The following is a 24,394-nucleotide window of genomic DNA, read 5'->3' as shown; positions in this document are numbered from 1 at the left end:
AATGATTGGGGATACAATAACCAATATATAAAACATGATATACATAAAATCTGATGTTAAACGAAAAAGGAGGTGGAATGATGCAACGAAATTTAGATAAAGATGATATTCGCGACGCCTCTGATTTACTCACTCATATAGACGGGTGGGAGAAAACAGGTTCCTATGATGAGAAGGCCATCGAGGCTCTCGATCGTTGGCATGCAAAACGGGAACGTATTCATCGTGAATCAGAGGCCTTGTACACGCAAATCTATGCTGCCTACGAAGCCTATGTAGATAGTTATGAAGCACAACATCATAGCATGGAACCAGAACGCATAGCGGCGGACTTGATGAATCACAATATGTCAGACAGTCATATAGGGACCATAGGACGTGCCTTAGATGAGATACAAATTGAAGGCACCGATTTTGCGATAATGCAACAAGCCGTGATGACACCTGCCTTTGAGCAACGATTATGGAATATTTTGCATGATGTAAATAGCTTACTCCTTGAAGAGGACCAATTCTTTGGTTATTTCTATTTACAAATGGCTCATCGTATTCGTTTTGATATGACCAGTGCCTTCGGTATTAACTTAAAACAAGGTGGCTATGTATTATATGTAAATCCTTTTATCTTACTACGCCAGCCACCAGATGTTATGAAAGATGGCATTAAGCGTGAAATTCTTCATATTATTTCTGCACATTTGATGCGCGTAAAAACATTGAGTCAAAGCTTTAATAAAACGGCCGTACATATGGCGATGGATATGGTTGTAAATGACTACTTAGAACATGTTGATCGTGATGCGGTTACTGTAGCCAATGTTAATGAACGTTTTGGATTGATGCTCAAACGATTCCGTACCATTGAGTATTACGCCAAGGCCATCGATAAGGCGATGAAGGAAAAGCCTGAACTCTTTGTACCTGTAGATAATTCTGATACAGCTGTAGCTATGGAGTTTGACCCTCAAACTAGCCATGATATTTGGGATGAATCTGATTCCATTGATACAGATACGATGGACCAAATTACGGAGCGCTATATCAACGAAGCCTCAAAAGGTGATATGGAAGGGTATGTGAAGAGTCTCATCGATACCTTCCAAAAGACACGTCGTGCTCTTCCGTGGTATTTCTACCTTAAAAAGCTCATGGGCAAGGTAGCAAGTGGGTACAAAAAAACGACGATGCGGCGCAATCGTCGTCAACCTGAGCGCTTGGAGTTGTCTGGTACCTTGCGTCAACATAAGGCTAATGTATGGGTTGCTCTCGATATGAGTGGTAGTATTACCGATGCAGAGTTTACGAACGCCTTAGAACAAGTACTGCAAATTGTACATGCCTATAACCATCGCATTACCGTTGTAGAATGTGATAATGAGGTGCGCCGTACGTATACGATGGAATCAGTAAAAGATGTAAAGCCTCGCCTTGATGTGCGCGGTGCCACAGCTTTCGGGCCTGTGTTTTCTTTAGCTAATCAAAATCGTGTAGATTTACTAGTATACTTTACGGATGGTAAAGGCGAGGAGCGCCTCCGGGAAGCTCCAAAAGGCTATAAAGTACTTTGGGTATTGACCGGTGAAAACCCTCAATTATCCTTGCATAATCCATACGGTATGGTTCGCGAGCTAGGTTATGTAGGTGTAGATGAAACACAAGATATAGATGAATTTGTACGTATGTCTAGTCGTAGTGGCTTTTCTATGGCTAACCAAGAGGTTTAGGCTGCTTTATAAAGGTGCGCAGTGATATATTTTGGTTTAACCTAGAGAAGCGTTTATAAAAGAATATAAAAATGACGCAATTCCTTAGAATTGCGTCATTTCTACGTAGATGTTATTTTTTATTTTAGCTATTGAGCTCGATAGAGGAACCTGGATCGATAATGAGGGCTGTTTGATTGTATTTGCCTTCAACTAAGCTTGTAAATACACCTGGTTCACGGTCGATAACAGGCCATGTTTTGTAGTGAATTGGAATGGAGATACGCGCTTTTACATAAGAAGCAGCAAGAGCTGCATCTTCAACGCCCATCGTGAAGTTATCGCCGATAGGAAGTAAAGCGTAGTCAATATCGCCAAAGCGATTCAACAATTTCATATCGCTAAAGAGTGCTGTATCACCTGCGAAGTATACAATATCTCCATAGAAATCTACGATACAACCTGCTGCATGGCCACCAGGCACACCAGCACCATGGAAGGCAGGTACTATGCGAACAGAACCGAATTCAAAGTCAAATTTACCGCCTAAATGCATTGCATGAGTACGACATCCTGCAGCGGCTGCTTTGCCAGCTACCTCAGCTGTAGAGATGACGAGAGCATCGTTTGCTTTAGCGATGAAATCTGTATCGCCATAATGGTCATCGTGACCGTGGCTAACAAAGATATATTGGCATTTGATATCTTCTTTTTTTGCGATATCCCATGTATTACCCGTTAAGAATGGGTCGAAAATCATGGATACATCACCGCGAGTGAGCATAAAGCAAGCGTGGCCGAAATAAGTTAATTTTGTTTTCATAGGAACACTTCCTTCCTTATACATATAAATCTTAATTCTATTGTATAATATAACTAATGAAAATAAAACTATTGATGATAATTTATGCATAATTAGTAAGGATATAGTATGGATTTAACACATTTTGACCAAGATGGTAATGCTTGGATGGTAGACGTATCCGATAAGGATGTCACATCCCGCACAGCTATCGCAGAAGGATTCATAGCAATCAATGATGCAATTTATGAGCGCATTGCTGCAGGTACTATAAAAAAGGGCGATGTCCTTAGTGTAGCTCAATTAGCAGCTATTATGGGGGCTAAGCAAACGAGTAATCTCATTCCCCTATGCCATCCGCTGGCATTGACTAAGGTTGAGGTTCACTGCACTTTAGTAGATGGTGAAAGCCCTGCTTGCACTGATGAAAATCATAACAAGGCCGTCAAGGTACGTGCCATCGTTAAGACTACGGGAAAAACGGGCGTTGAAATGGAGGCCCTTACAGCTGTACAAGTGGGATTGCTCACCGTATACGATATGTGTAAGGCCATTGATAAAGGCATGATTATGGGCCCTACATACCTCGTAGAAAAAGAAGGCGGGAAAAGTGGACATTTTGTGCGTTCCTTTGTAGAATAATATAGATATAAAGAATAGGGGAACGAAAATGGAAATAGTACTTTATGAGCCAGAAATCCCTGGCAATACAGGAAATATAGCGCGTTTATGCGCAGCTAATCACATGACCCTACATCTTATCAAACCACTTGGTTTTTCTATCGACGATAAGCACGTGAAACGAGCTGGTCTCGATTATTGGCATTTGGTAGATGTGCAGGTACATGAAAATATTCAAGAGTTGTATGCGAAATATCCTGATCGCAGATATTTCTACGCTACTACAAAAGCAAAGCATACCCACTCCGAGGTAAAGTATGAAATCGGAGATATGCTCGTATTTGGCCCTGAATCAAGAGGCTTGCCTGAAAGCTTATTAGAAGGTGTTGAAGAAACATGCATTCGCATACCAATGGTAGATGAGGCGCGTTCTTTAAACTTATCTAATGCGGTAGCCATTATTGCCTATGAAGCTATGCGCCAACTTGATTATCCAGATCTTAAAGCCGAAGGCAACTGGATTCAACCTAAATAAATATACTTTCACCATTGAGATATATACAATAAATATATGTTAGAAATCCTACCCAATCTACATGAGAGGTAGTATTTTGACAGGTGTTGTTAGAGGAGGATATTATGAACTACGATAAAGCTCATGATTTAGCTCACGCTATGCGTGAATCCGAAGAGTACAAAGAGTTAATGGCAGCTCAAGAAGCTTTGAAAGCTGACGCAGTAGCAGCGGCGTTGGTACGCACATTTATGGCACAACAAATGCAATGGGAATACGCGAAGTTGTCTGGTGCACCAGAAGCTGATGAATTGCAAAAGAAACAAGAGGAAATGATGCCTCAAATTCAAGAAAATGCTGCAGCGGCTGCTTATTTACAAGCACAAATGCGTTGGAGCCAAATCTCTAATGATATTTATAAAATCATTAGCGAACCAATCACTGAGGGGATGAAAGTGTTAGATCATGGCGAACAACAACAACCAAAACATTAAGGCCTTAAAAGAAGCCTTATTAGAGAAATTACCTAGTACACGTGTACGAGAACAGGAACTGCTTTGTCATCATACGACATTTAAAATTGGTGGTCCTGCTGACTTATTTATTGAACCTACAACGATGGATGAGTTGAGCTTTACGCTACGCACCATTCATGAACTCAAAGTGCCTGTAACTGTTATCGGTTGCGGCTCCAATATTTTGGTGAAGGATGGTGGTATTCGCGGTGCTGTCGTATCGGTTCGACATATGACACAAATCATGGATTGCAATGATAATGTATTATGCATTGGTTCTGGTTATATGTTAAAAGATGCTTCTGAATTTGCTTGGGAAAACGGACTATCTGGCCTTGAATTTGCCATTGGTATTCCAGGTACACTTGGTGGTGCTGTATTTATGAATGCAGGTGCTTATGACGGGGAAATGAGCCATGTGGTCACTTCAGTACTAGCTGTAGACTTCGAGGGCAATATTAAGGAGTACGATGCATCTCACTTAGATTTTGGATATCGTCATAGCGTATTCCACGATAACCATGAGGTTATTGGAGAGGTTATTATGACGTTACAACCTGGTGATAAGGATGCTATTAAGGCTCGCATGGATGAGCTCACAGAAAAGCGCGAATCTAAACAACCTTTAGAGTATGCTAGCGCAGGTTCAACCTTTAAGCGCCCACCAGGGTATTTTGCAGGTACTTTGATTGAACAAACAGGTCTTAAAGGATTATCTGTTGGTGATGCACAAGTATCTCATAAGCATGCTGGCTTTGTTATCAACACTGGTAATGCTAAAGCTAAAGATGTACTTGATCTTATCAAAGAGGTACAAAAACGCGTATATGATCAACATGGTGTACATCTGGAGCCAGAAGTACGTATGATTGGTGAAGACTAATACAAACTAAATATTAATACAAGATTTCTTATGTGACGTTCCTCTTATCTTATTTGAGGCAAGGTATCATAAGAAATCTTTTTTAATACCATATGCTTATGTAGCTAATTTAGCCTTAAGATGACTCAAAAGTATAATCAAATGTAGAAATTGCCATGATTAGAAATTCTGTACTTCTTTGACTTTTTTCTATAGACTACGTTATAATTAAGTGTTGCCAATTTTGGGAATATACCTATATAGCGACTTTCACAAGCGTTATATGATATAGAATATACTAAAGGAATTAAAGGGAGGATCTTATGATTCGCGAAAATCTTCGTAATGTAGCGATTATCGCCCACGTTGACCATGGTAAAACTACTTTGGTGGACGCGTTATTAAAACAAAGCCATGTGTTCCGTGAAAATGAAAAAGTAGCAGAACGCGTAATGGACTCCAACGACTTGGAACGTGAACGCGGTATTACTATTTTGTCTAAAAACACTGCTGTTATGCATGATGGCATTAAAATCAACATCGTTGATACTCCAGGCCATGCTGACTTCGGCGGCGAAGTAGAACGTGTACTTAACATGGTTGACGGCGTATTGCTTCTCGTAGATGCTTATGAAGGTCCAATGCCTCAAACTAAATACGTTTTACGTAAAGCTTTAGAACAAAAATTGAAACCAATCGTAGTTATCAACAAAATCGACCGTCCTGACCAACGCGTTAAAGAGGTTGAAGATGAAGTTCTTGAATTGTTCATGGAACTTGAAGCTGATGATGACCAACTAGATTTCCCTGTAGTATACGCATCTGCTCGTGCTGGTGTGGCTAAAACTAACTGGGATGACGAAGCTGTAAATATGGAACCATTGTTTGAAACATTGATCGAAGAAATTCCTGCACCACAAGGTGATTTGGAAGGTCCTCTTCAATTCATGGTTACTACACTTGATTACGATAACTTCATCGGTAAAATCGCAGTAGGCCGTATCGTTCGCGGTAAAATGAAACCTAACCAACAAGTGGCTATCATGACTGGTGAAAGCACTCGTAAAGCGAAAATCGGTCGTGTATATACATACAATGGTTTGAACCGTGTTGAAACTGACGAAGCTGAAATGGGTGATATCATTGCGTTCGCTGGTATCGACGATATCAATATCGGCGAAACTGTAGCAGATGCTGAAAATCCTGAAGCATTACCATCCATCTCCATCGACGAACCAACATTGTCCATGGTATTCTCCGTAAACAACTCTCCATTCGCAGGTCGCGAAGGTGAATTCGTTACATCCCGTCACTTACGTGATCGTTTGTTCCGCGAAGTAGAAACTAACGTTTCTATGAAGGTAGAAGAAACTGATTCTGCAGATGCTTTCAAAGTATCTGGCCGTGGCGAATTGCATTTGGCTGTATTGATCGAAACTATGCGTCGTGAAGGCTATGAATTACAAGTAGGTAAACCTCGCGTAATTTTCAAAACTATTAACGACAAATTGTGCGAACCATTAGAAGCATTGACTATCGATGTACCTCAAGAATTCATGGGTACTGTAATGGAAAATCTTGGTCAACGTAAAGCTGAATTGACTAACATGGTTGAGTTAGCTGGTTACCTTCGCATGGAATTCGTAATTCCTGCACGTGGTTTGATCGGTTTCCGTGCACAATTCTTAACAGCTACAAAAGGTAATGGTATCATGAACCATGTATTCCATGGTTATGCACCATACAAAGGCGAAATTCCTTCCCGTACACGCGGTGCCTTGGTAGCATTCGAAAATGGCGAAACTACTCCATATGGTTTGAACTCTGTTCAAGACCGTGGTACATTGTTCGTTGGTCCTAACCAAGACGTGTACGCAGGCCAAGTTATCGGTGAAAACACTCGTGAACTTGATATGGATGTTAACCCATGTAAGAAAAAACACGTTACTAACATGCGTTCTAGCTCCTCTGATGAAGCAGTTCGCTTGACTCCACCTCGTATCTTCTCCTTGGAACAAGCTCTTGAGTGGATCAACGATGACGAACTTGTTGAAGTAACACCTGAAAGTATTCGTATGCGTAAAACAATCCTTGATCGTAACGCACGTGCGAAAGCTGCTAAAAACAAAAAATAATATCCTTAGTGATATAAAACGACGCTCCTATGGGGGCGTCGTTTTTATTATATATAACAAAGAAGATATTCCTATTTATTATATTCATATGAAAAATTGGTGATAATTTTATCATTTATGATTAATAGGAATATAGAACCTTGTATATATGGAGTTTGCATAATATCTTGCTGATACGGGTATCGGTATATACGGAATATCCATATCGATGTATAATAATAGCAAGTTTGTTGAAATCAATTATTGATTATGGAGGTTCTTATGAATAAGAAAATTTTAGCATCTTTATTTGCTGTAGGTTTAGCTGCAGGTAGTGTATGCTCTTCTGTTGATGCACATGGTGTGTTTTTCGCTAACCGTACAGATGAAAAAGTACTTGTATTAGGTGAGGGTCCTGTAGATAATGCTTATAGTGCAGATATGGTAAAAAATATTACTGGATATGATGTACAAGGCAAACAAATTCCTGTACAAGTTGTGAAGCATGAAAAAAATGTAGCTATTATTCCACCAACAGACCTTGGTGTAACTGTAACTAATTTTGATTATGGCTACTGGACTAAGACTAAAGATGGTAAAACAATTCATAAACCAATCACCGAAGTTCCTGGTGCGGTTAAAAGTACACATGCTATCAAATATGATGTTCATTACTGGAATGCACAAGCAAAACCATTTGTAGATAAGAATGCATTTATTCAAATTGTACCTTCTGTTAATCCATTGACATTAAGAAAAGGTGATACATATGAAATCCAAGTGTTTAAAGATGGTAAACCATATGCGAATGCACCTCTTATCAAAGATTTAGTAAATGATTTAACTGGTGAAGCTAAAGCAGATGAAAATGGTAAAGCTACTGTAGCTGTTACAGCAGATGGCTTAAATGTAGTAGGTGTTGAAGTTGCATTCCCTACACAAAATAAAGGGGAACAAAATAAATACTTTAGTGCATTGTCCTTCCTTATTTCTCCTGAAGAATAATAATTAGTAATTTTAGTACTTACCGAGTGTGTGAGTTAATAGAAGACCTCCTTAGTTGGACTAAGGGGGTCTTTTTGTGCTTTTTAGGTGTTATAAATTTTATGTGATTTAGTGAGAACATTATAAGCATGATATAAGAAGGAGAGAATTATGAAGATTAGACGTCATGTATCAGCCGTGATGACTGCACTAGTATTAACAGGTATATCTTATTCTGCAATGGCTACAGAAATTAATGTTTCTAGCGATAAAGCAGAGGAGTTACTGGGTTTAACAATGGGCTCACCAGTACAAACGCAACCTGAGGTTAAACACATAGAGGATACATTAACAGTTAATGTACATGGTAAAAGTTTAACAGAGGCTGGTAAAAGTAAGAATGTTACAGGTATTTATAATGGATTTGGTTCACAACTAACGGTAGATAAAGACCTTATTGTACGATTAAAGAATGATGCACCAGCATCGAAGCGAGAATTAGGTCATTATTATATGAGTGCTGTTTATGCTGGTTACGGTGGGAAGGTGCCACGTCTAAGTAAAGATAACCCTGATCGAGACTATGGTGATACTAATATTCATGTAAAAGGTAATGTGGATATCGATGCTATCGGCTCTGGTTTACAAGTCAATCAACGAGGTCATATCCTTGTTGATGGAGGCGGTAAGATTATCACTCATCCTGTAGAAACATCTGATACCTATTCTGTAGTAGCAGAAGAAGGGGATGTATATGTTAATGCAGGCGCTGATGGCAAACATCCAGGCACTCATGACTTAGTTGCTGTTGGTAATGTGGGCCTTATCAACAAGGATTATGGCCGAGATCCAAATCACAATGTAGAACCAACTAATATAGCACTAGCTTTCACAACACCTAACTCTAGCCTTACCGGTGCTGTTTTGAATGAATATGCTGAAAGCAATAAAAACCCTCATAATTCTGGTGCAGATATTTATCTACAAAATGGTGCTACTTGGAATAATGAGTGGATTGGTATGGAGCGCCCTACACCTAAAAAAGAACGTCCATCAGGGGATAATGCAGCGTACCTATACAAGGGCAGTAAGATTCGCAATCTTGTAGGTGGTGTTAACCCAACTGCAGCAGGTAACATTCATCCTATCGATGCGCGGCCTATAACAATTCAGAACTATAGCGGTTATGTGAATGCTATTTATAAATCTGGTGTGCCGGCTAGTGATACAGGAAAAGGGCAAATCATCGTTGAACATGCGGCGGATAATAGCCATATTACAATGCAAGGCGACCATTCCGGTAATACCATCGACGATGCAAGCTACAAAAAGGATATTCAAGCATTAGCTGAGAAATTACAATACACAGGCAATGATAAGAAGCTTAGCACAAGAGTTCAAATCAATGAAGGCGTTACTACACCTGGTGCTGTTGCAGATCTAGGGGCAGATCATTTTGATTCTCAAGGCCATCTCATTGTAGATGATACAACAAAAGTTATTCGTGCTAGCGAATCATCACTCGTAAGTGGCACAAAATCTGCCCTTACTTCAACAGTTATGGCCTGGAAAAATAATACGAATGATTTACAACGTCGTTTAGGTGATCTTCGTCTAGCTAATACAGATAAAGGAATATGGGCTAAATATATAGGCGGTAAATCTAAGATTACAGATGGTGCTGATGCACATATGACGTACAATGGCGTACAAATCGGATATGATCATAAAGCCTCCAATGGCTGGATTTTCGGCGGTGCCCTAGATTACAGTACATCTAGTAACTCTTATGCCAACGGCAGTGGCGACGGTAAGCTTGGCGGTATAGCCTTATATGGTACAAAACAACATGACGATGGTCGGTATATTGATATCATCGCTCGTGGTAATAGATTATCCAACGACTATAGCCTTAACTCAATTAGTGGCCAACGTTTGAATGGTAACTACCATACATTTGGTACATCTTTGAGTGCTGAATATGGCAAACGCATTAAAAAACAAAATGGTTTCTATATCGACCCTAGTGTAGAATTTATTCTAGGTCGTTTAAATGGTGTATCCTATGATGCAACTATTGCAGGCGGCGGATCTATGCATGTTAAATCTGATGCTGTGAACTCTGCTGTAGGTAGAATCGGCATTGGTATTGGTAAAGAAACAGAAAAATCCAATATCTTTGCTAAATTAGCACTAGCTCATGAATTCTCTGGTAAGGTAAATACTACATATTCTGCACCAGGTAACCCAACAGTTCAAACCACAGTTGACTTGAAGGATACTTGGCTTGATGCGGAAATCGGCGGTTCTTGGAGTGTTCGTCCTAGCACATATCTATATGGCACACTCACTAAAAACTTTGGTGCTACTATAGATAATACATGGCGTATCGATGCTGGCGTTAGACATAACTTTTAATTAGGCATATCAAAACTCTGTAGTAGCTTTAAATCGAGCTGCTACAGAGTTTTTTGTAAAAGTGTTTATTTGAATTATTCTATAGCGGCAAATAGGCAAATATTAACTGGCTTGCTGTGATGGACAGACTTTAACAATTTTGTATTTCTGTGATAGTATATAAAGGCTAGTTAATATGTAACTTCTTAAGTAAGAGTTTGGAGGATATAATATGAAAGTTCTAATCGTAAATGGTAGTAGCCATGTAAATGGCACAACAATGCAAGCTATACAAGAGGTGCAAAAGGTATTTAGTGAAGCCAATGTAGATACAGAGGTCATTCAGCTAGGCAATAAACCTATCCGTGATTGTATTCAATGCGGCTATTGTTCTGAACATGGTGAATGTGTATTCAAGGATGATGATGTAAATGCCTTCATAGAAAAAGCGAAAGATGCAGATGGTTTTATCTTTGCAACACCTGTATACTACGCACATCCGAGTGGACGTATTTTATCCTTCTTAGATCGCGTATTCTATAGTGCAGAAAGCGTAAAGCCAAATCCATTTGCCTTTAAACCCGGTGCATCTATTGCCGTAGCTCGTCGCGGCGGTACAACTGCATCCTTTGATGTACTCAATAAATACTTTGGTATTTCTCAAATGCCAATTGCAGGCTCTACGTATTGGAATATTAGCCATGGTCTAGTAGCCGACGATGCTAAGCAAGATGAAGAAGGTATGCAAACCATGCGCAACTTGGCGAGAAATATGGTTTGGATGATGCGTAGCTTTGCTGTAGCTAAGGAGCAAGGTGTGCCATATCCAGATACAGATAAAGAGAAAAAAGTATCTACGAACTTTGTACGTTAATACCTTAGCCCTTGGTGAGGTACTATAGGAGTTATGATGGTTAAAATTTTATTCATTTGTCATGGTAATATTTGTCGTTCAACGATGGCTGAGTTTTATATGAGGCATATCGTTGCGAAAGCTGGACTTAGCGATTCTATTTACGTTGAGTCTGCCGCCACATCTCGTGAGGAGATAGGTAACGATACTCATTATGGGACTAAGCAAAAGCTAGATGAAATGGGTATTCCTTACACTCGTCGCAAGGCTCGTCAAGTGACCGTTGATGACTATCATAATTTTGATTACCTCATTATCATGGATGAGAATAATGGACGTAATTTAAAACGTATCATTGGCGATGATGTAGACTCTAAGGTGTACAAGGCTATGTCCTTTGTTAGTGAAAGCCGTGATGTAAAGGATCCTTGGTATACGGGAAACTTTGACGAAACCTATGATGATGTCAGTCGTAGCTGTGATGCTCTATTAGCGTTGATTAAAGAAAAAATATAAATATAAAGACCTTACTATTAGATGATGTAGCAATAGTGATTGAGTTTAACTATAGTTATTCCAATCTTGAATTGATTTAATAGTAAGGTCTTTTCTATATACAGACTATCTTGCTTTATACTTTATACTATCGAACCATAACGTAATATGGTATAATTTTTAGGTATTCATGCGCCTATAGCTCAGGGGATAGAGCGCCGGTCTCCGGAACCGGGTGCGCAGGTTCGAATCCTGCTAGGCGCACCAAATAAAAGGCTTCTCGAAATTTCGAGAAGCCTTTTTATGTGTCTTTATTCTTTAGGTTGATGTATAGTTCAGAAAATTATATGTTAGCATCTATATTTATTACAATGAATACCTCTTGATTGGAATTCATTCATCAGTAAGTCTATTGATTTATCAATGACTTCTTCATTAGTTATATATACCATCTTTTTGTAATAGACAGTACCATCAAATTCTATCCAACGGCTTGTTTTACCATTTAGTTTACAAATTTGTATTCTGCCGGCCCAACTGCCCATACTACGGAATTGTTTTCCTTTAGAAAAACGTACCTCACGAATATCGCTTAATTTAAATGTTCTTCTTACTAAGCCAATGCCTATAGAGACTTGATCATCCTTAAAGTAAAGAAGTTTATAACGCTCTTCAGGAGGCATAGATCTAATGATAGATAAGTTATAAGTAGCAAAAACTACAGCGATAGCAATCAATAGAAATATAAGGATTATCATATATTTTCCCATACAATTAAGTCCTCCTTATCTCTATTATAATAAATATAAGTAATGTATGAAATCATTTTATATCACTTCATGAATGAAATTTCATATTGGTTATATCTTACATATGTATAATATTCTCAAAATTGCATGGTTATTTGTAATCGAAATGGAGAGAGTTCTATGTTTTCTACGCTTATATTTTTTATAATTATATTCTTAATTTTCTTTTTTGTTAAGCAATACAATTTACTACAAAAATTGACTGTAGAGATTAAAGAGGCACGTGCCAATATTATCGTTGCTTACGAGAAAAAAGTAGCTATTGTTAATCAGTTTACAGGTCTTGTAAATGAGTATGATGATTATGAAAAATTAATTCAATTAAAAGTGTCTGATAACTTTGTAGATATGGCTCGTGAAACAGCAAAAGCAGTTCAAAATATTACAGCTTTAGCTAATCAATTTCCAGAGTTAAAAGCCAATACTCAATATAGTAAATTCTTAGAAGCGATTAGTGAAAATGAAACGTTCATTTCTAATAAACGTGAGACTTATAACTTCCAAGTAAAAGAGTATAATAGTGAGATTGCCCAAATTCCAATGGTATTTGTGGCATCCTTATTGGGATTTAAACAGGCCCCATTCTTTGATCCAAATAATGAAGAGGCTTTAGCTGAATTTAGTGGTGCTGATCCAGAAGCAATTAAAGATCTTGCTATAAAGGGCACAGACAAGTTGAAGGATACAACAGATAAAATTAGAGAATCCTTTGAAAAACGCGAGCAAGAAGCACAAGCGAAGAGAGAAGCACGTCTTAAACAAGAGCGTGAATCTTCTTCTAATAATGAGAGTGTAAAGACTGAAGAGAAAACTGAAACAGAAGCTCCTAAAATTGAAGAGGCGTCTGCTTCAGTAGAGAAACAAGAAGAGAAGTAATCATATATTCAATTGATGTATATGAGCAGATAGTATATAAATCTATTTGTAAAATGAGAGATAAAAGACTCCACTCGTTGAGTGGAGTTTTTTGTTTTTGTACGCCGAATAGGCATGACTAAACCCCCAGTTAAACTGGGGGTCGGTAAAAATTCTTAGAGAAAAGGAAAGAACCTCCTAGTGATAAAATGGAGTTGGTCTGGCAACCACAACATTTAAATATAGGAGGTTCAATGTCAATGAATGACGTAAAAAGCTTATCACATAGTAAATGGAGATGTAAATATCATATTGTTTTTGCTCCGAAGTATAGAAGACAAATAATTTATGGTCGGATAAAAGCTGATGTAGGTAAAATTTTAAGAGATTTATGTAAGAGAAAAAATGTAGAGATTATAGAGGCGGAATGCTGTCCGGATCATATTCATATGTTAGTAACGATACCACCACATTTAAGCGTATCGAGTTTTATGGGATATTTAAAAAGTAAAAGTAGCCTCATGATATTCGATAAACACGCAAATTTAAAATATAAGTATGGAAATAGACATTTCTGGTGTAGAGGATATTATGTGGATACGGTAGGACGATATGAAGGAGCGATAAAAGAGTATATTCGCAATCAACTACAAGAGGATATAGCGCAAGATACATTAAACTTTAAAGAATATACCGACCCGTTTACAGGTGAGCCAGTAAAATAGGCAAAATAAAAGCCCCCGAGTAGGGGGCAGCCAGTGGTAATAGAGTGGTTGTCAGATCATTCAATGCCCTCTTTAGAGGGCCACCACTAGAGAAAGACCCTTATAGGGTCAGAGCAAACCACCCGTTCTACGGGTGGTTATGATTGAAAATACCATCTAATATAGCATTTATGTAAAAATATATATTTAATAATATCAAGATAACGTGTAAATGTGATTTGAGTAACACATTTTATTTTGAGAATGATGTACAATAAAAATGTCCTTGTGAAAATCTGAACATCTTAGCTGGAACACTAGGCATATAGGACGTGATGAATAATATATAGATTATCTAATTAAGATTAATAAAGTACTAAATTGTATCATTGCATAGTTTTGATGTAGTGATATAGAGGAGATAGAATGACAAATAGAATACAAGAACTCACCGTCGATGAAACTTGGCGTAATGAGCAAGATGCGTGGAATAATCGATCTAATTACTTTGTAGAAATGCACAATCGGGACGATCGTAAGGCGCAGGTTACAAAGTTTTTATCCTTCTTGAAGGATGAAAATCTTTTGCCCCCTAAAGGCGGTTGTACCCTTGATATTGGTTGTGGTGTATGTGACTATGCGTTAGGATTGGCTCGTGAAGGCCATAAGGCAACCGGTATAGATCTATCTGATGGTATGATTCGTGGTGCTAAACAATTAGCAGAGGCAGAAGGTTTAGATCTTAGCTTATATATTGCACCGTGGTCTGATGAAACTCGCCGTGAACTAAAATGGGATAAAACCTTTGATTTAACATATAGTATTTTTTGCCCTATCATGTTTGATGTAGAAAACATTCGCGCCATGCATGAATCAAGTAAGGACAAATGCTTGTGGATCGCTTTTAGTGAACGCAGTGATGAAACAGTAGATATGTTATCTGAACATTTCTTTGGTCGCGATTCATTCCCTTGGGATGGTAAGATGAAAGCATGTTTAGATGTTATTCATGAAATAGGGCATAATGTAAAAGTAACCTATAAGACAGTGCCTGAAACAGAGGTTATGAGCCTTGATAAAGCGGTTAATTACTTTGCTATGCGACTTCATAATAATACATGGGGCGATATAGAAGATATGAAGGTAGAAATTAGAAATCTCATTGAACCATTAGCCATTAATGGAGAAATTCATAATAAAACAGTTGATAAAGTGGCTTGGGTATCATGGTCTGTGAAATAGGAGAACAGTATGACAGTTGATGAAAAACGTAAGTTAGAACTAAAAACTATGTACCAAATCATTGGCATCTATTGTCATAATAAGCACCATACTCCTAAGGGTCAGCTATGTGAGGATTGCGAGCAGGTTTGGGAATATGCAGAGCATCGCATTGATGCATGTCCGCATATGGATAGTAAAACATTCTGTAGTGTATGTAAAACCCATTGCTATGCACCTAATTATCGTGAAAAAATCCGTGAAATTATGCGTTATGGTGGACCAAGGATGTTATTTGTATCACCAATCCAAGTTATTAGACATATGTATCTTGAATGGAAAGACAAAAAAAGAGGCTAGCATTTGCTAGCCTCTTTCTTAATGGATTTATCACGTTTTCATGTAATAATCTTATGCGATTGCTTTGTCCAATACAGCTTTGATTAATGCTTTTGTTTGGTCATAGCTTTCACCAGGTTGAGCCTCATATTGTTTGTCGAGGTCGAACCATAAGTTTGGATAGTACTCATAAGGGTGAGTTTTGAAGAGCTCATGAGCGTCTTGATCTTCAACCCAGTTGATATGAATGTCTGCATATGCAGGGTTTTCTGCAACAAGTTCATCGATAGCACGGAATGCATTTGCACAATAAGGGCAACCGTTTAAGTGGAAACCTAAGATTTCTTTCATGGTTTTACAGTCCTTTCCAGACAAAATTAATATATATTTCTATAATTTGAGATTTATTACATACTCATGTACCACAACATGTGGTACACTACTGAGTATAACACATCTATATAAGATATTCAATTTTTTAGATATATCGAATGAGAATATTGAGAATGCGATATGCATTTTTTACATAGTTAAGGAGGCACCTATGATTTCAGGCGCAGCATATGTGGTGAAGGCCCTTCAAGAGGAGCAGGTAGATATACTATTTAACTATCCTGGGGCAGCAACCATTGATATCATGGATGAATTATATAAACAAGATAAGGTAAAAGTGATTTTGCCACGTCATGAGCAAGCATTGGCTCATGCAGCAGATGGTTATGCTCGCAGTACAGGTAAAGTAGGGGTGTGCATGGTAACCTCTGGACCAGGTGCTACAAACCTTGTGACAGGTATTGCTACAGCATACGCTGATAGTGTTCCCCTTGTTTGTATTACAGGTCAAGTAGACTTGGGCCTCATGGGTAATGACGCATTCCAAGAGGTGGATACAGTCGGTATTGTGCGCAATATCTGTAAATATGCTGTTACCGTTCGTGATCGTAAAGAGCTAGGGCGTATTTTGAAAGAAGCATTTTATATTGCCCGTACTGGTCGTCCTGGTCCTGTAGTGGTGGATGTTCCTAAAAACATTCAAAAGGCTATGGGCTCTGATGAGTATCCTACAGAAGTCAATATTCGTGGCTATAAACCAAATACAACAGTTCACGTAGGACAAGTAAAAAAAGCATGTTCTATTATCAGCAAGGCTAAACGACCACTATTCTTATTAGGCGGTGGCGTTAGCATTAGTGGTGCTAACGACCTCATGATGAAGCTAGTAGAAAAAACAGGCATTCCTGTTGTAACTACATTGATGGGTAAAGGTGCTATCGATAGTCGACATCCTTTATATCTCGGCAATATTGGTATTCATGGTGGCTATGCACCGAATGTGGCACTCACTGATTGTGATGTAATGATTTCTATTGGTACACGCTTTAACGACCGTATTACAGGCAAGTTAAGTACCTTTGCACAAAATTGTAAGATTATCCATATTGATGTGGATGCAGCATCTATTTCTAAAAATATTAAGGTAGATATTCCGATTGTAGCAGATGCTAAATTAGCTATTGAAAAATTATTAGAATATATTGAACCTCATGATCTTGGTGAATGGCCTGCACAATTACAACAACTTAAGGCTGACCGCCCTGTTACACAAGCTGGTGAAGAAGGCTTAACACCTCAAATTGTTATTGATTATATTAATAACCACTATGCACGACCTATTGTTGCTACTGATGTAGGACAAAATCAATTGTGGACTACTCAGTTCCTCGAAATTAAAGGACAACACCAAATGTTGACATCTGGTGGCCTTGGCACGATGGGCTATGGGTTCCCAGCGGCGTTAGGGGCTCAAATTGGCAACCCTGATAAACGAGTATTTGCTATCTGTGGTGATGGTGGTGTACAAATGAATATCCAAGAATTTGCCACAGCTATGCATTACCGTTTACCTGTAACTCTCATCATTTTGAATAATGGCTTCCTTGGTAATGTACGGCAATGGCAACAATTGTTCTACGATAAACGATATGCTTGTACTAATTTGTTGATGGATGAAAGCTCTATTGTAACGCGTGATATGATCGATAATGATGAGTTTGAATATGTTCCAAACTTTGTACAATTGGCAGAAGCTTATGGTGCTAAAGCTATGCGTATCACGAAGGCAGAGGATATCGAAAAAGGGTTCCAATTGGCAGATACTTTCAAAGATGGTCCTACATTACTTGAGTTCATCATTCCAACAGAGCTCAATGTATTGCCAATGGTACCAGCTGGCAAATCTTTAAGCGATATGTTATTAAAGGATAAAAAATAGGAGGGGCTATGGAATTACATATGGAAAAACGCTGTATTTCAGCGTATGTAGAAAACCAAATCGGCGTATTGGCTAAAATTTCTGGCCTCTTCGCAGGTAAAAACTATAACCTTGATACATTGACAGTAGGGGAAACTGAAGATCCTACCATGTCTCGTATGACCATTGAGCTCACATGCGATGATTTGACATACGAACAAATCATTAAACAGCTTAATCGCAGTGTAGAGGTGATTAAGGTTATCGACTTTACAGATATGCGGATTACAAAGAAAGAACTATTGTTTATTAAGGTCAACAGTTGCAAAGAAGCAGATAAACAAGAAATCTTCCGCATTGCTCAAACCTTTGACTTGTTGGTAGTTGATTATAACCGCAAATCTGTTCTCGTACAATGTGTAAAAACAGTATCCAAAAATAACGATATGATTGCTCTATTTAAAGATATGTTTGTCAATCGCATTGAAGTTGTACGCGGTGGTAGCGTAGCTATTGAAGCACTATCTACACCTGATAGATAAGTCTTAACTTAATTATTCTAAATCTATTTCTGGAGGATAATGATCTAAGACTGGTAGTGATTTAGAATGGGTACAACTGAATATGATATAATATTTATATCGACCATTATTGATATAGAGACCTTGGTTGTATGCCAAGGTCTTTTTATATAGGAGGTACTATGAGTTTATTAGATGATATTTTAGCCCATAATAGAGAATATGTAGAAGATCAAAATACAGGTTATGTAGAAACAGATACTAAATGCAGTAAGATGCCTAGTCGAGAAATGGCAATCGTTACATGCATGGATACACGTCTTGTTAATTTCTTAGAAGATTCCATGGATATTGGACGCGGTGAAGCGAAAATCGTAAAGACTGCAGGGAACTGTATTACAGGTCCCTTTGATGGCGTTGTACGTAGCTTACTTGTATGTATCTATGAGCTAGGCGTTAACGAAATCTTTATCATTGGTCATCATGAATGTGGTATGGCAAAAACTACAGCAAAAGATCTAACAGAAAAAATGTTGGCTCGTGGTATTGCACCAGAAGCGATTCATATGGTCCGTAAAGAAATGGAACGCTGGGCAGATGGATTTACACATCCTGTAGAAAATGTAGAAGACACAGTAGACGAATTGCGTATGAATCCTTTGATTCCGAAAGACGTACCTATTCACGGTCTTATCTTCCATCCTAGAACAGGTGAAATTGAAGTCATCGTTAATGGCTATACACAAATGAAGCAATATTACGAAAAATAGTAGGTAAATCTTGTTTGACTTAAAGTTAAGTTTAAGTTTTATAATGTGTTCATATTAGTACTTAATACATATTTACATAAAGGAACTATATGAATAAAAGTAAACTATTAAAAACAATTATAGCTATTGCAGCATTGGTTGTATTAGTCATAGGTGGCTATGTATATAAAGATGCTATACAGAGTCGTATAGCTAGAACAGCGGCTGTAGTGAGTGGCCAAGAGATAAAACCACTACTCGATTCTGAAAGTCGTTATATTCGGCAAATTGTAGCTCAAGATAATAGCACAAGCCGTACCATTATGTGGCAGTCTGATAGTAGTGAATCTGATGCTATCATAGAATATCGCCAAGATGGGACCGATACTATACAAACCATAAATGCTACAGATAAAGCTTTTACCGATGATGGCAGTACTACCTATATTCATGAGGGCACTTTGACAGGGTTAACACCTGAAACAAAGTATGAGTATCGTGTTGGGTATGGCAGTGATCGCCGTAGTGATTGGTACTCCCTGGAAACGGCTGGCGCTAGTGTCTATGATGTTCTTATCTATCCAGACTCTCAGTCGGGGGATTATTCTCAATGGGAAGAGATTGTAAAGGACTCAGCACATCGCAATCCAAGGACAGCCCTGTATATTAGTATGGGGGACCTTGTAGATAATGGGGAACAAGACTATCAATGGCGCACTTGGTTAAATTCCATTAGACCGTTGAGTGCTAATGTGCCGTTAGCAACGACATTAGGCAATCACGAGATGTATACATTAGATTGGAAAATGCGCGAGCCTTATGCGTATTTGAATTATTTCGCAGTACCGCCTAATGGGAATGAAACTTTTAATCGTCGTTATTATTCCTATGACTTCGGTGATGTTCATTACGTTGTATTAGATACGCAACTTTATGAAAGCAATCATGAGGATAATCATGATACGCATCATCCTGATTTATACGATGTACAGATTCAGTGGCTACGCCAAGATTTGACAGCAAATACTAAAAAGTGGACCGTAGTTCTCATGCATCGGGATCCATTCCAATATGCCATTGACCGCCCTGGCGCAAGTCGTGATGTAGGATTCAACGAAGAGGGCGTATTGTTTATGCCTATCTTTGATGAGTTTAATGTAGATTTAGTGTTGTCAGCTCATTTACATTCTTATCGTAATAGAGGGCATGTACGTAACTTTAATCGAGATGCTTCGGGACCATTATATATTCTGACTGGTATTGCCGGAGATACTCGTCGCCCTAAGTGGAAAGAACATCCTTTAGATGTATATGTGGCACCAGATCGAGATAAGAATAACTATATGGCGATGACTGTTACACCTAATAAATTGATTGTAAAAGCTTTCTTACCTGATGGTACACAGCTAGATGAGTCGGTTATAGAGAAATAAAAGCACAAGAGTACAAAAGCATAAGAATATAAAAGTAAAAGACACCTTCTTTGGAAGGTGTCTTTTTTGTGTGTTTATACAAATTGTTTTCTAAAATGTATCCATAAAATAGGTTAACATATAAAAGATAATTATATATTTATTAGGTATTTTATATGCTAAATAAAGTTCATGTAAATTACAGTTTTAAGGACTATGATAAAAATTAATCCATAGCATGACAAATAAAAATACAATAATTATGTATAAAACTTGAATAATACGAGCAATAGTATTATAATACGTACATGAGTTATAAAAATACACAAAATATGTATAAAATATGCATACAGTGTATAAAGGAGATAGAGTAATGAGCACATTACAAGATTTGATTAAGAAGTATGCCGCACAATATAAAGAACAAGTTGTAGCCTGGCGTCGACATATCCATAGTCATCCAGAATTATCTGGTGAAGAAAAAAATACATCCTTATTTATTCAAAAGGTTCTTGGTGAATTAGGTATTCCTTTTGTAAATGATGTTTCTGACTATGCAGTTATCGGTAAAATCGAAGGAGCTCAACCCGGGCCAGTCATTGCCTTGCGTGCTGATATAGATGCATTGCCAATTCATGAAACTACAGGCTTGCCATTCGCATCACAAAACGATGGTGTTATGCATGCATGTGGTCATGATAGCCATATAGCAATTTTGCTTGGTGCTGCAGCGATTTTACAATCTATTAAGGATCAATTGCACGGTACTGTAAAGCTTGTGTTCCAACCTTCTGAAGAGGAAGCGTTATTCCCCGGTGCACAAGGCATTGTAGATAGCGGTATCCTCGATGATGTAGATGAAATATATGGTCTTCATGTATGGCCTCAACTTCCAGTTGGTACTGTAGGCTTAAAAAAAGGTAATTTGATGGCTGCATCGGATCACTTCCTTGTTCATATTAAGGGGAAATCAACTCATGGTGCGGAGCCTCATAATGGGGTAGATGCCATCGTAGCAGCCGCAAACTGGATTGTAAACGTAGAATCTATTGTGGCTCGTGAAACAAATCCAATGGAAAATCTCGTGTGTACCATCGGTGTTATCAAGGGTGGCGACAGATACAATATAGGCTGTGGCGATGTATACCTTGAAGGAACATGCCGTACCTATGAACCAGCAAAACGGGATTATATAGAACGACGTCTTGGTGAAAGTTTACAAGCTCTCGATATGTTATTAAAAACAAAGAGTACCTTAGATTATAAACGTGGTCATGGTGCTACTATCAACAATCCAGACGCCATTGATTATGCCACATCTATTGTAGAGAAATATCTTGGTAAAGAAGCTGTGGTACATCCTGAATTCCCGTCTATGGCTGCAGAGGACTTCTCCGCGTATCTTCATAAAATAAAAGGTGCTTTCCTTTGGTTAGGTACTGGATTTGAAGGTAATCCGGCCTTGCATAATGAGGCTTTCACCATTGATGAAAGCATCCTGGAAACTGGTATAACAATGATGGCTGCTATTGCCGCCGAATTTTTACAAGAAAAGTAGTTAAATAAGTAGTTTGAAATAAGAGGTTATTATGAAGAGTTTACAACATACATCATTTAAAACAATGCTTCAATACACACCAGAAGAAATTAAATACTTCTTGGACTTGGCTGCAAAGTTAAAAGCCGATAAAAAAGCTGGCAAAGAAATCAAAACATTAGTAGGTAAAAACTTTGCATTAATTTTTGAAAAAGACTCTACACGGACACGTTGTGCCTTTGAAGTAGGTGCTGCGGACCAAGGTGCTCATACAACATATCTTGGCCCTACAGGTTCCCAAATGAATAAAAAAGAATCCTTAAAAGATACAGCTCGTGTTCTAGGATCTATGTATGATGCCATCGAGTTTAGAGGTTTTGATCAAGCCGATGTAGATACATTAGCTGATTATTCTGGCGTACCTGTTTGGAATGGCCTTACCGATATGGACCACCCAACACAAACATTAGCAAACTTTTTGACACTTCAAGAAAATATCGACAAACCATTGAATGAAATCTCCTATGCTTATGTAGGTCACGGTCAATCTAATATGTGTAATGCCTTAATGAGTGGCGCCGCTAAAATGGGTATGGACTTTAGACTTATCGGTCCTAAACAATACTGGCCAGCCGGTCCATTCTATGAAGAATGTTTGAAAGTTGCGAAAGAAACAGGTGCTACCATTACATGTACAGACGATGTAGCGGAAGGTGTTAAAGGCTTAGATGTAATCTATACAGGTGTATGGGTAACTATGGGTGATACATACGATATGTGGGAAGAACGTATCAATACGTTTAAACCATTCCAAGTTAACGCTGAAATGATGGCATTAACTGGTAATCCAAATACAAAATTCTGTCACTGCTTGCCAGCATTCCACAATACGGAAACTCAAGTAGGTAAAGATATCTTTGAACGGTTCGGCATGAATGGTATTGAGGTAACGGAAGAGGTATTTGAAGGTCCAAACTCCTTAGCATTCCAAGAAGCAGAAAATCGTCTCCATACTATCAAAGCTGTTATGGTTGCTACCTTTAGTGACTATCCTTTGAAATAATTTCATCTCCCTAGAAGGTGATGTATGGTATAGTTTGTTTCCTATTTATAATCGATGAAAGTAATAACTGAGAGCTGTATATATAGGTATGAGTCACCAATAGGTGAGAATTGAGGTTTACTATGGCACCGTATAAAGTATTTATTGTCGGGCATGAAGGTACGACAGGTTTAAGAATTCATGAACGGTTATCTGATAGAAAAGATATAGAATTATTAGCTACAGCTGATGAGGATCGTAAAAATGTAGAGGCCATTAAAGAGGTAGCTAAAGAGGCTGATATTGTATTCCTCTGCTTGCCTGATGCTGCATCTAAAGAAATCATGGCCGCTATCGGTGAATTACCATGTAAGGTAATTGATACATCGACTGCCTTTAGAACGGCTGCTGATTGGTCCTATGGTTTCCCAGAGCTCGGTGCGGATTATAAAACAGCCATCGCTACTGAAAAACATATTGCTAACCCTGGTTGTCATGCGAGTGGGATGATTGCTTGTATTGCACCTCTTGTAAAAGCTGGTCTTGTGCCAACAGATTATCCTTTCACTATCACATCCTTAACAGGCTATAGCGGTGGTGGTAAAAAGATGATTGGCCAATATGAAAGTGAACCAAAGGATTATTTTCTCTATGCACCGCGTCAATATGGTCTTAGTCAACAACATAAGCATTTGCCAGAGGTTCAACATGTTTGTGGACTTAGTGAAGCACCTATTTTTATTCCTATTGTTGACGATTATTATTCCGGCATGGAAGTAACTGTGGGCATCCATAGTCGTTTATGTCAAAAGTCAGTTAGCATCGATAAAGTGCAACAAACATTGGAAGACTTTTACAAAGATAGCACAGTCGTTACTGTCGTACCATTTACTGAGAACAGCAATACTGGTATGTTAAATGCCAATCAAATGAGCAATACAGATAGCATGAAAATCTATGTAACTGGTAACAATGAACGAATTATGGTTAATGCCATTTTCGATAATTTAGGCAAAGGTGCATCTGGTGCCGCTGTTCAATGCATGAACATTGCTTTAGGTTTGCCTGAGGATACAGGCCTAGCACTAGGTTAG

The 24,394-nt window shown here is 38.3% G+C and carries 24 protein-coding genes and 1 tRNA gene; 22 read left to right on the top strand and 3 right to left on the bottom strand.

Translation table 11 applies throughout. The features are described 5' to 3' along the window. The first annotated feature begins 80 nt into the window (after nt 1-80). Nucleotides 81-1,724 carry a vWA domain-containing protein gene (locus VCHSUH03_RS03320; protein WP_105094077.1) on the top strand — a complete coding sequence of 548 codons (1,644 nt, stop codon included), beginning with the start codon at nt 81-83 and terminating at the stop codon, nt 1,722-1,724. A gap of 124 nt (nt 1,725-1,848) precedes the next feature. On the opposite strand, the gene VCHSUH03_RS03315 is transcribed toward VCHSUH03_RS03320, so the two are convergent. Further along, on the bottom strand, nt 1,849-2,526 hold the full coding sequence (locus VCHSUH03_RS03315) for a metal-dependent hydrolase (RefSeq protein ID WP_105094049.1): 678 nt from the start codon (nt 2,524-2,526) through the stop codon (nt 1,849-1,851). A gap of 108 nt (nt 2,527-2,634) precedes the next feature. On the opposite strand from VCHSUH03_RS03315, the gene moaC reads away from it, so the two are divergent. From moaC to VCHSUH03_RS03265, 10 genes are all read left to right on the top strand, one after another. After that, complete coding sequence (gene moaC, locus VCHSUH03_RS03310; protein WP_105094048.1) at nt 2,635-3,147, top strand: cyclic pyranopterin monophosphate synthase MoaC; 513 nt, start codon at nt 2,635-2,637, stop codon at nt 3,145-3,147. Nucleotides 3,148-3,175: 28 nt separating this feature from the next. Continuing rightward, nucleotides 3,176-3,661: a tRNA (uridine(34)/cytosine(34)/5-carboxymethylaminomethyluridine(34)-2'-O)-methyltransferase TrmL gene (gene trmL, locus VCHSUH03_RS03305; protein WP_005385766.1), complete on the top strand. Its 486-nt coding sequence runs from the start codon at nt 3,176-3,178 to the stop codon at nt 3,659-3,661. A gap of 104 nt (nt 3,662-3,765) precedes the next feature. Beyond that, entirely contained in the window at nt 3,766-4,134 is a 369-nt protein-coding gene (locus VCHSUH03_RS03300) for a YlbF/YmcA family competence regulator (protein ID WP_105089509.1), read from the top strand. After that, entirely contained in the window at nt 4,106-5,038 is a 933-nt protein-coding gene (gene murB / locus VCHSUH03_RS03295) for a UDP-N-acetylmuramate dehydrogenase (RefSeq protein ID WP_105094047.1), read from the top strand. Before VCHSUH03_RS03300 ends, murB begins: the two co-directional genes overlap by 29 nt. 302 nt (nt 5,039-5,340) lie before the next feature. After that, nucleotides 5,341-7,152, top strand: a complete 1,812-nt coding sequence (gene typA / locus VCHSUH03_RS03290; protein ID WP_005385769.1) for a translational GTPase TypA — start codon at nt 5,341-5,343, stop codon at nt 7,150-7,152. Nucleotides 7,153-7,413: 261 nt separating this feature from the next. After that, on the top strand, nt 7,414-8,136 hold the full coding sequence (locus tag VCHSUH03_RS03285; RefSeq protein ID WP_105094046.1) for a DUF4198 domain-containing protein: 723 nt from the start codon (nt 7,414-7,416) through the stop codon (nt 8,134-8,136). Nucleotides 8,137-8,286: 150 nt separating this feature from the next. Further along, entirely contained in the window at nt 8,287-10,533 is a 2,247-nt protein-coding gene (locus VCHSUH03_RS03280; protein ID WP_105094045.1) for an autotransporter family protein, read from the top strand. Between the two features lie 211 nt (nt 10,534-10,744). Continuing rightward, nucleotides 10,745-11,386, top strand: a complete 642-nt coding sequence (locus tag VCHSUH03_RS03275; RefSeq protein ID WP_105094044.1) for a flavodoxin family protein — start codon at nt 10,745-10,747, stop codon at nt 11,384-11,386. Between the two features lie 36 nt (nt 11,387-11,422). Further along, nucleotides 11,423-11,881: a low molecular weight protein-tyrosine-phosphatase gene (locus tag VCHSUH03_RS03270; protein WP_105094043.1), complete on the top strand. Its 459-nt coding sequence runs from the start codon at nt 11,423-11,425 to the stop codon at nt 11,879-11,881. Nucleotides 11,882-12,052: 171 nt separating this feature from the next. Next, nucleotides 12,053-12,127: transfer RNA gene (locus tag VCHSUH03_RS03265), tRNA-Arg, on the top strand. Nucleotides 12,128-12,210: 83 nt separating this feature from the next. On the opposite strand, the gene VCHSUH03_RS03260 is transcribed toward VCHSUH03_RS03265, so the two are convergent. Further along, entirely contained in the window at nt 12,211-12,630 is a 420-nt protein-coding gene (locus VCHSUH03_RS03260; RefSeq protein WP_105086309.1) for a hypothetical protein, read from the bottom strand. A gap of 159 nt (nt 12,631-12,789) precedes the next feature. Here VCHSUH03_RS03260 and VCHSUH03_RS03255 point away from each other — a divergent pair, with 159 nt between their 5' ends. The 4 genes from VCHSUH03_RS03255 (at nt 12,790) to VCHSUH03_RS03240 (ending at nt 15,809) form a co-directional block, all read left to right on the top strand. After that, nucleotides 12,790-13,545, top strand: a complete 756-nt coding sequence (locus VCHSUH03_RS03255) for a LemA family protein (RefSeq protein WP_105086308.1) — start codon at nt 12,790-12,792, stop codon at nt 13,543-13,545. A 239-nt stretch (nt 13,546-13,784) separates the two neighbouring features. Then, nucleotides 13,785-14,249: an IS200/IS605 family transposase gene (gene tnpA / locus VCHSUH03_RS03250; RefSeq protein ID WP_038125930.1), complete on the top strand. Its 465-nt coding sequence runs from the start codon at nt 13,785-13,787 to the stop codon at nt 14,247-14,249. Nucleotides 14,250-14,654: 405 nt separating this feature from the next. Then, a complete protein-coding gene (locus tag VCHSUH03_RS03245; protein ID WP_105086307.1) occupies nt 14,655-15,470 on the top strand; it encodes a class I SAM-dependent methyltransferase in 816 nt (271 codons plus the stop codon). Between the two features lie 9 nt (nt 15,471-15,479). Beyond that, a complete protein-coding gene (locus VCHSUH03_RS03240) occupies nt 15,480-15,809 on the top strand; it encodes a nitrous oxide-stimulated promoter family protein (protein ID WP_105086306.1) in 330 nt (109 codons plus the stop codon). A gap of 51 nt (nt 15,810-15,860) precedes the next feature. Here the strand turns inward: VCHSUH03_RS03240 and VCHSUH03_RS03235 are convergent, their stop codons facing one another. Continuing rightward, on the bottom strand, nt 15,861-16,139 hold the full coding sequence (locus VCHSUH03_RS03235) for a hypothetical protein (RefSeq protein WP_005385785.1): 279 nt from the start codon (nt 16,137-16,139) through the stop codon (nt 15,861-15,863). A 193-nt stretch (nt 16,140-16,332) separates the two neighbouring features. On the opposite strand from VCHSUH03_RS03235, the gene ilvB reads away from it, so the two are divergent. From ilvB to argC, 7 genes are all read left to right on the top strand, one after another. Then, a complete protein-coding gene (ilvB, locus tag VCHSUH03_RS03230; RefSeq protein ID WP_105086305.1) occupies nt 16,333-18,060 on the top strand; it encodes a biosynthetic-type acetolactate synthase large subunit in 1,728 nt (575 codons plus the stop codon). A gap of 8 nt (nt 18,061-18,068) precedes the next feature. Continuing rightward, nucleotides 18,069-18,581 carry an acetolactate synthase small subunit gene (gene ilvN, locus VCHSUH03_RS03225; RefSeq protein WP_024064414.1) on the top strand — a complete coding sequence of 171 codons (513 nt, stop codon included), beginning with the start codon at nt 18,069-18,071 and terminating at the stop codon, nt 18,579-18,581. Nucleotides 18,582-18,742: 161 nt separating this feature from the next. Further along, nucleotides 18,743-19,330 carry a beta-class carbonic anhydrase gene (locus tag VCHSUH03_RS03220; RefSeq protein WP_105086304.1) on the top strand — a complete coding sequence of 196 codons (588 nt, stop codon included), beginning with the start codon at nt 18,743-18,745 and terminating at the stop codon, nt 19,328-19,330. A gap of 89 nt (nt 19,331-19,419) precedes the next feature. Beyond that, complete coding sequence (locus VCHSUH03_RS03215; RefSeq protein ID WP_105086303.1) at nt 19,420-20,742, top strand: fibronectin type III domain-containing protein; 1,323 nt, start codon at nt 19,420-19,422, stop codon at nt 20,740-20,742. Between the two features lie 352 nt (nt 20,743-21,094). Continuing rightward, a complete protein-coding gene (locus VCHSUH03_RS03210) occupies nt 21,095-22,279 on the top strand; it encodes a M20 metallopeptidase family protein (RefSeq protein ID WP_105086302.1) in 1,185 nt (394 codons plus the stop codon). A gap of 31 nt (nt 22,280-22,310) precedes the next feature. Further along, nucleotides 22,311-23,321 (top strand): ornithine carbamoyltransferase, encoded by a 1,011-nt coding sequence (gene argF / locus VCHSUH03_RS03205; RefSeq protein WP_105086301.1) that lies wholly within the window; start codon nt 22,311-22,313, stop codon nt 23,319-23,321. A 122-nt stretch (nt 23,322-23,443) separates the two neighbouring features. Beyond that, nucleotides 23,444-24,394 carry an N-acetyl-gamma-glutamyl-phosphate reductase gene (gene argC, locus VCHSUH03_RS03200; RefSeq protein ID WP_105086300.1) on the top strand — a complete coding sequence of 317 codons (951 nt, stop codon included), beginning with the start codon at nt 23,444-23,446 and terminating at the stop codon, nt 24,392-24,394.

This window comes from Veillonella infantium (assembly GCF_002959895.1).
In the GTDB taxonomy this organism is placed as follows: domain Bacteria; phylum Bacillota; class Negativicutes; order Veillonellales; family Veillonellaceae; genus Veillonella; species Veillonella infantium.
Note: the sequence above shows the minus strand (reverse complement) of the source record. Positions and strands in the feature narration are given on the sequence as shown.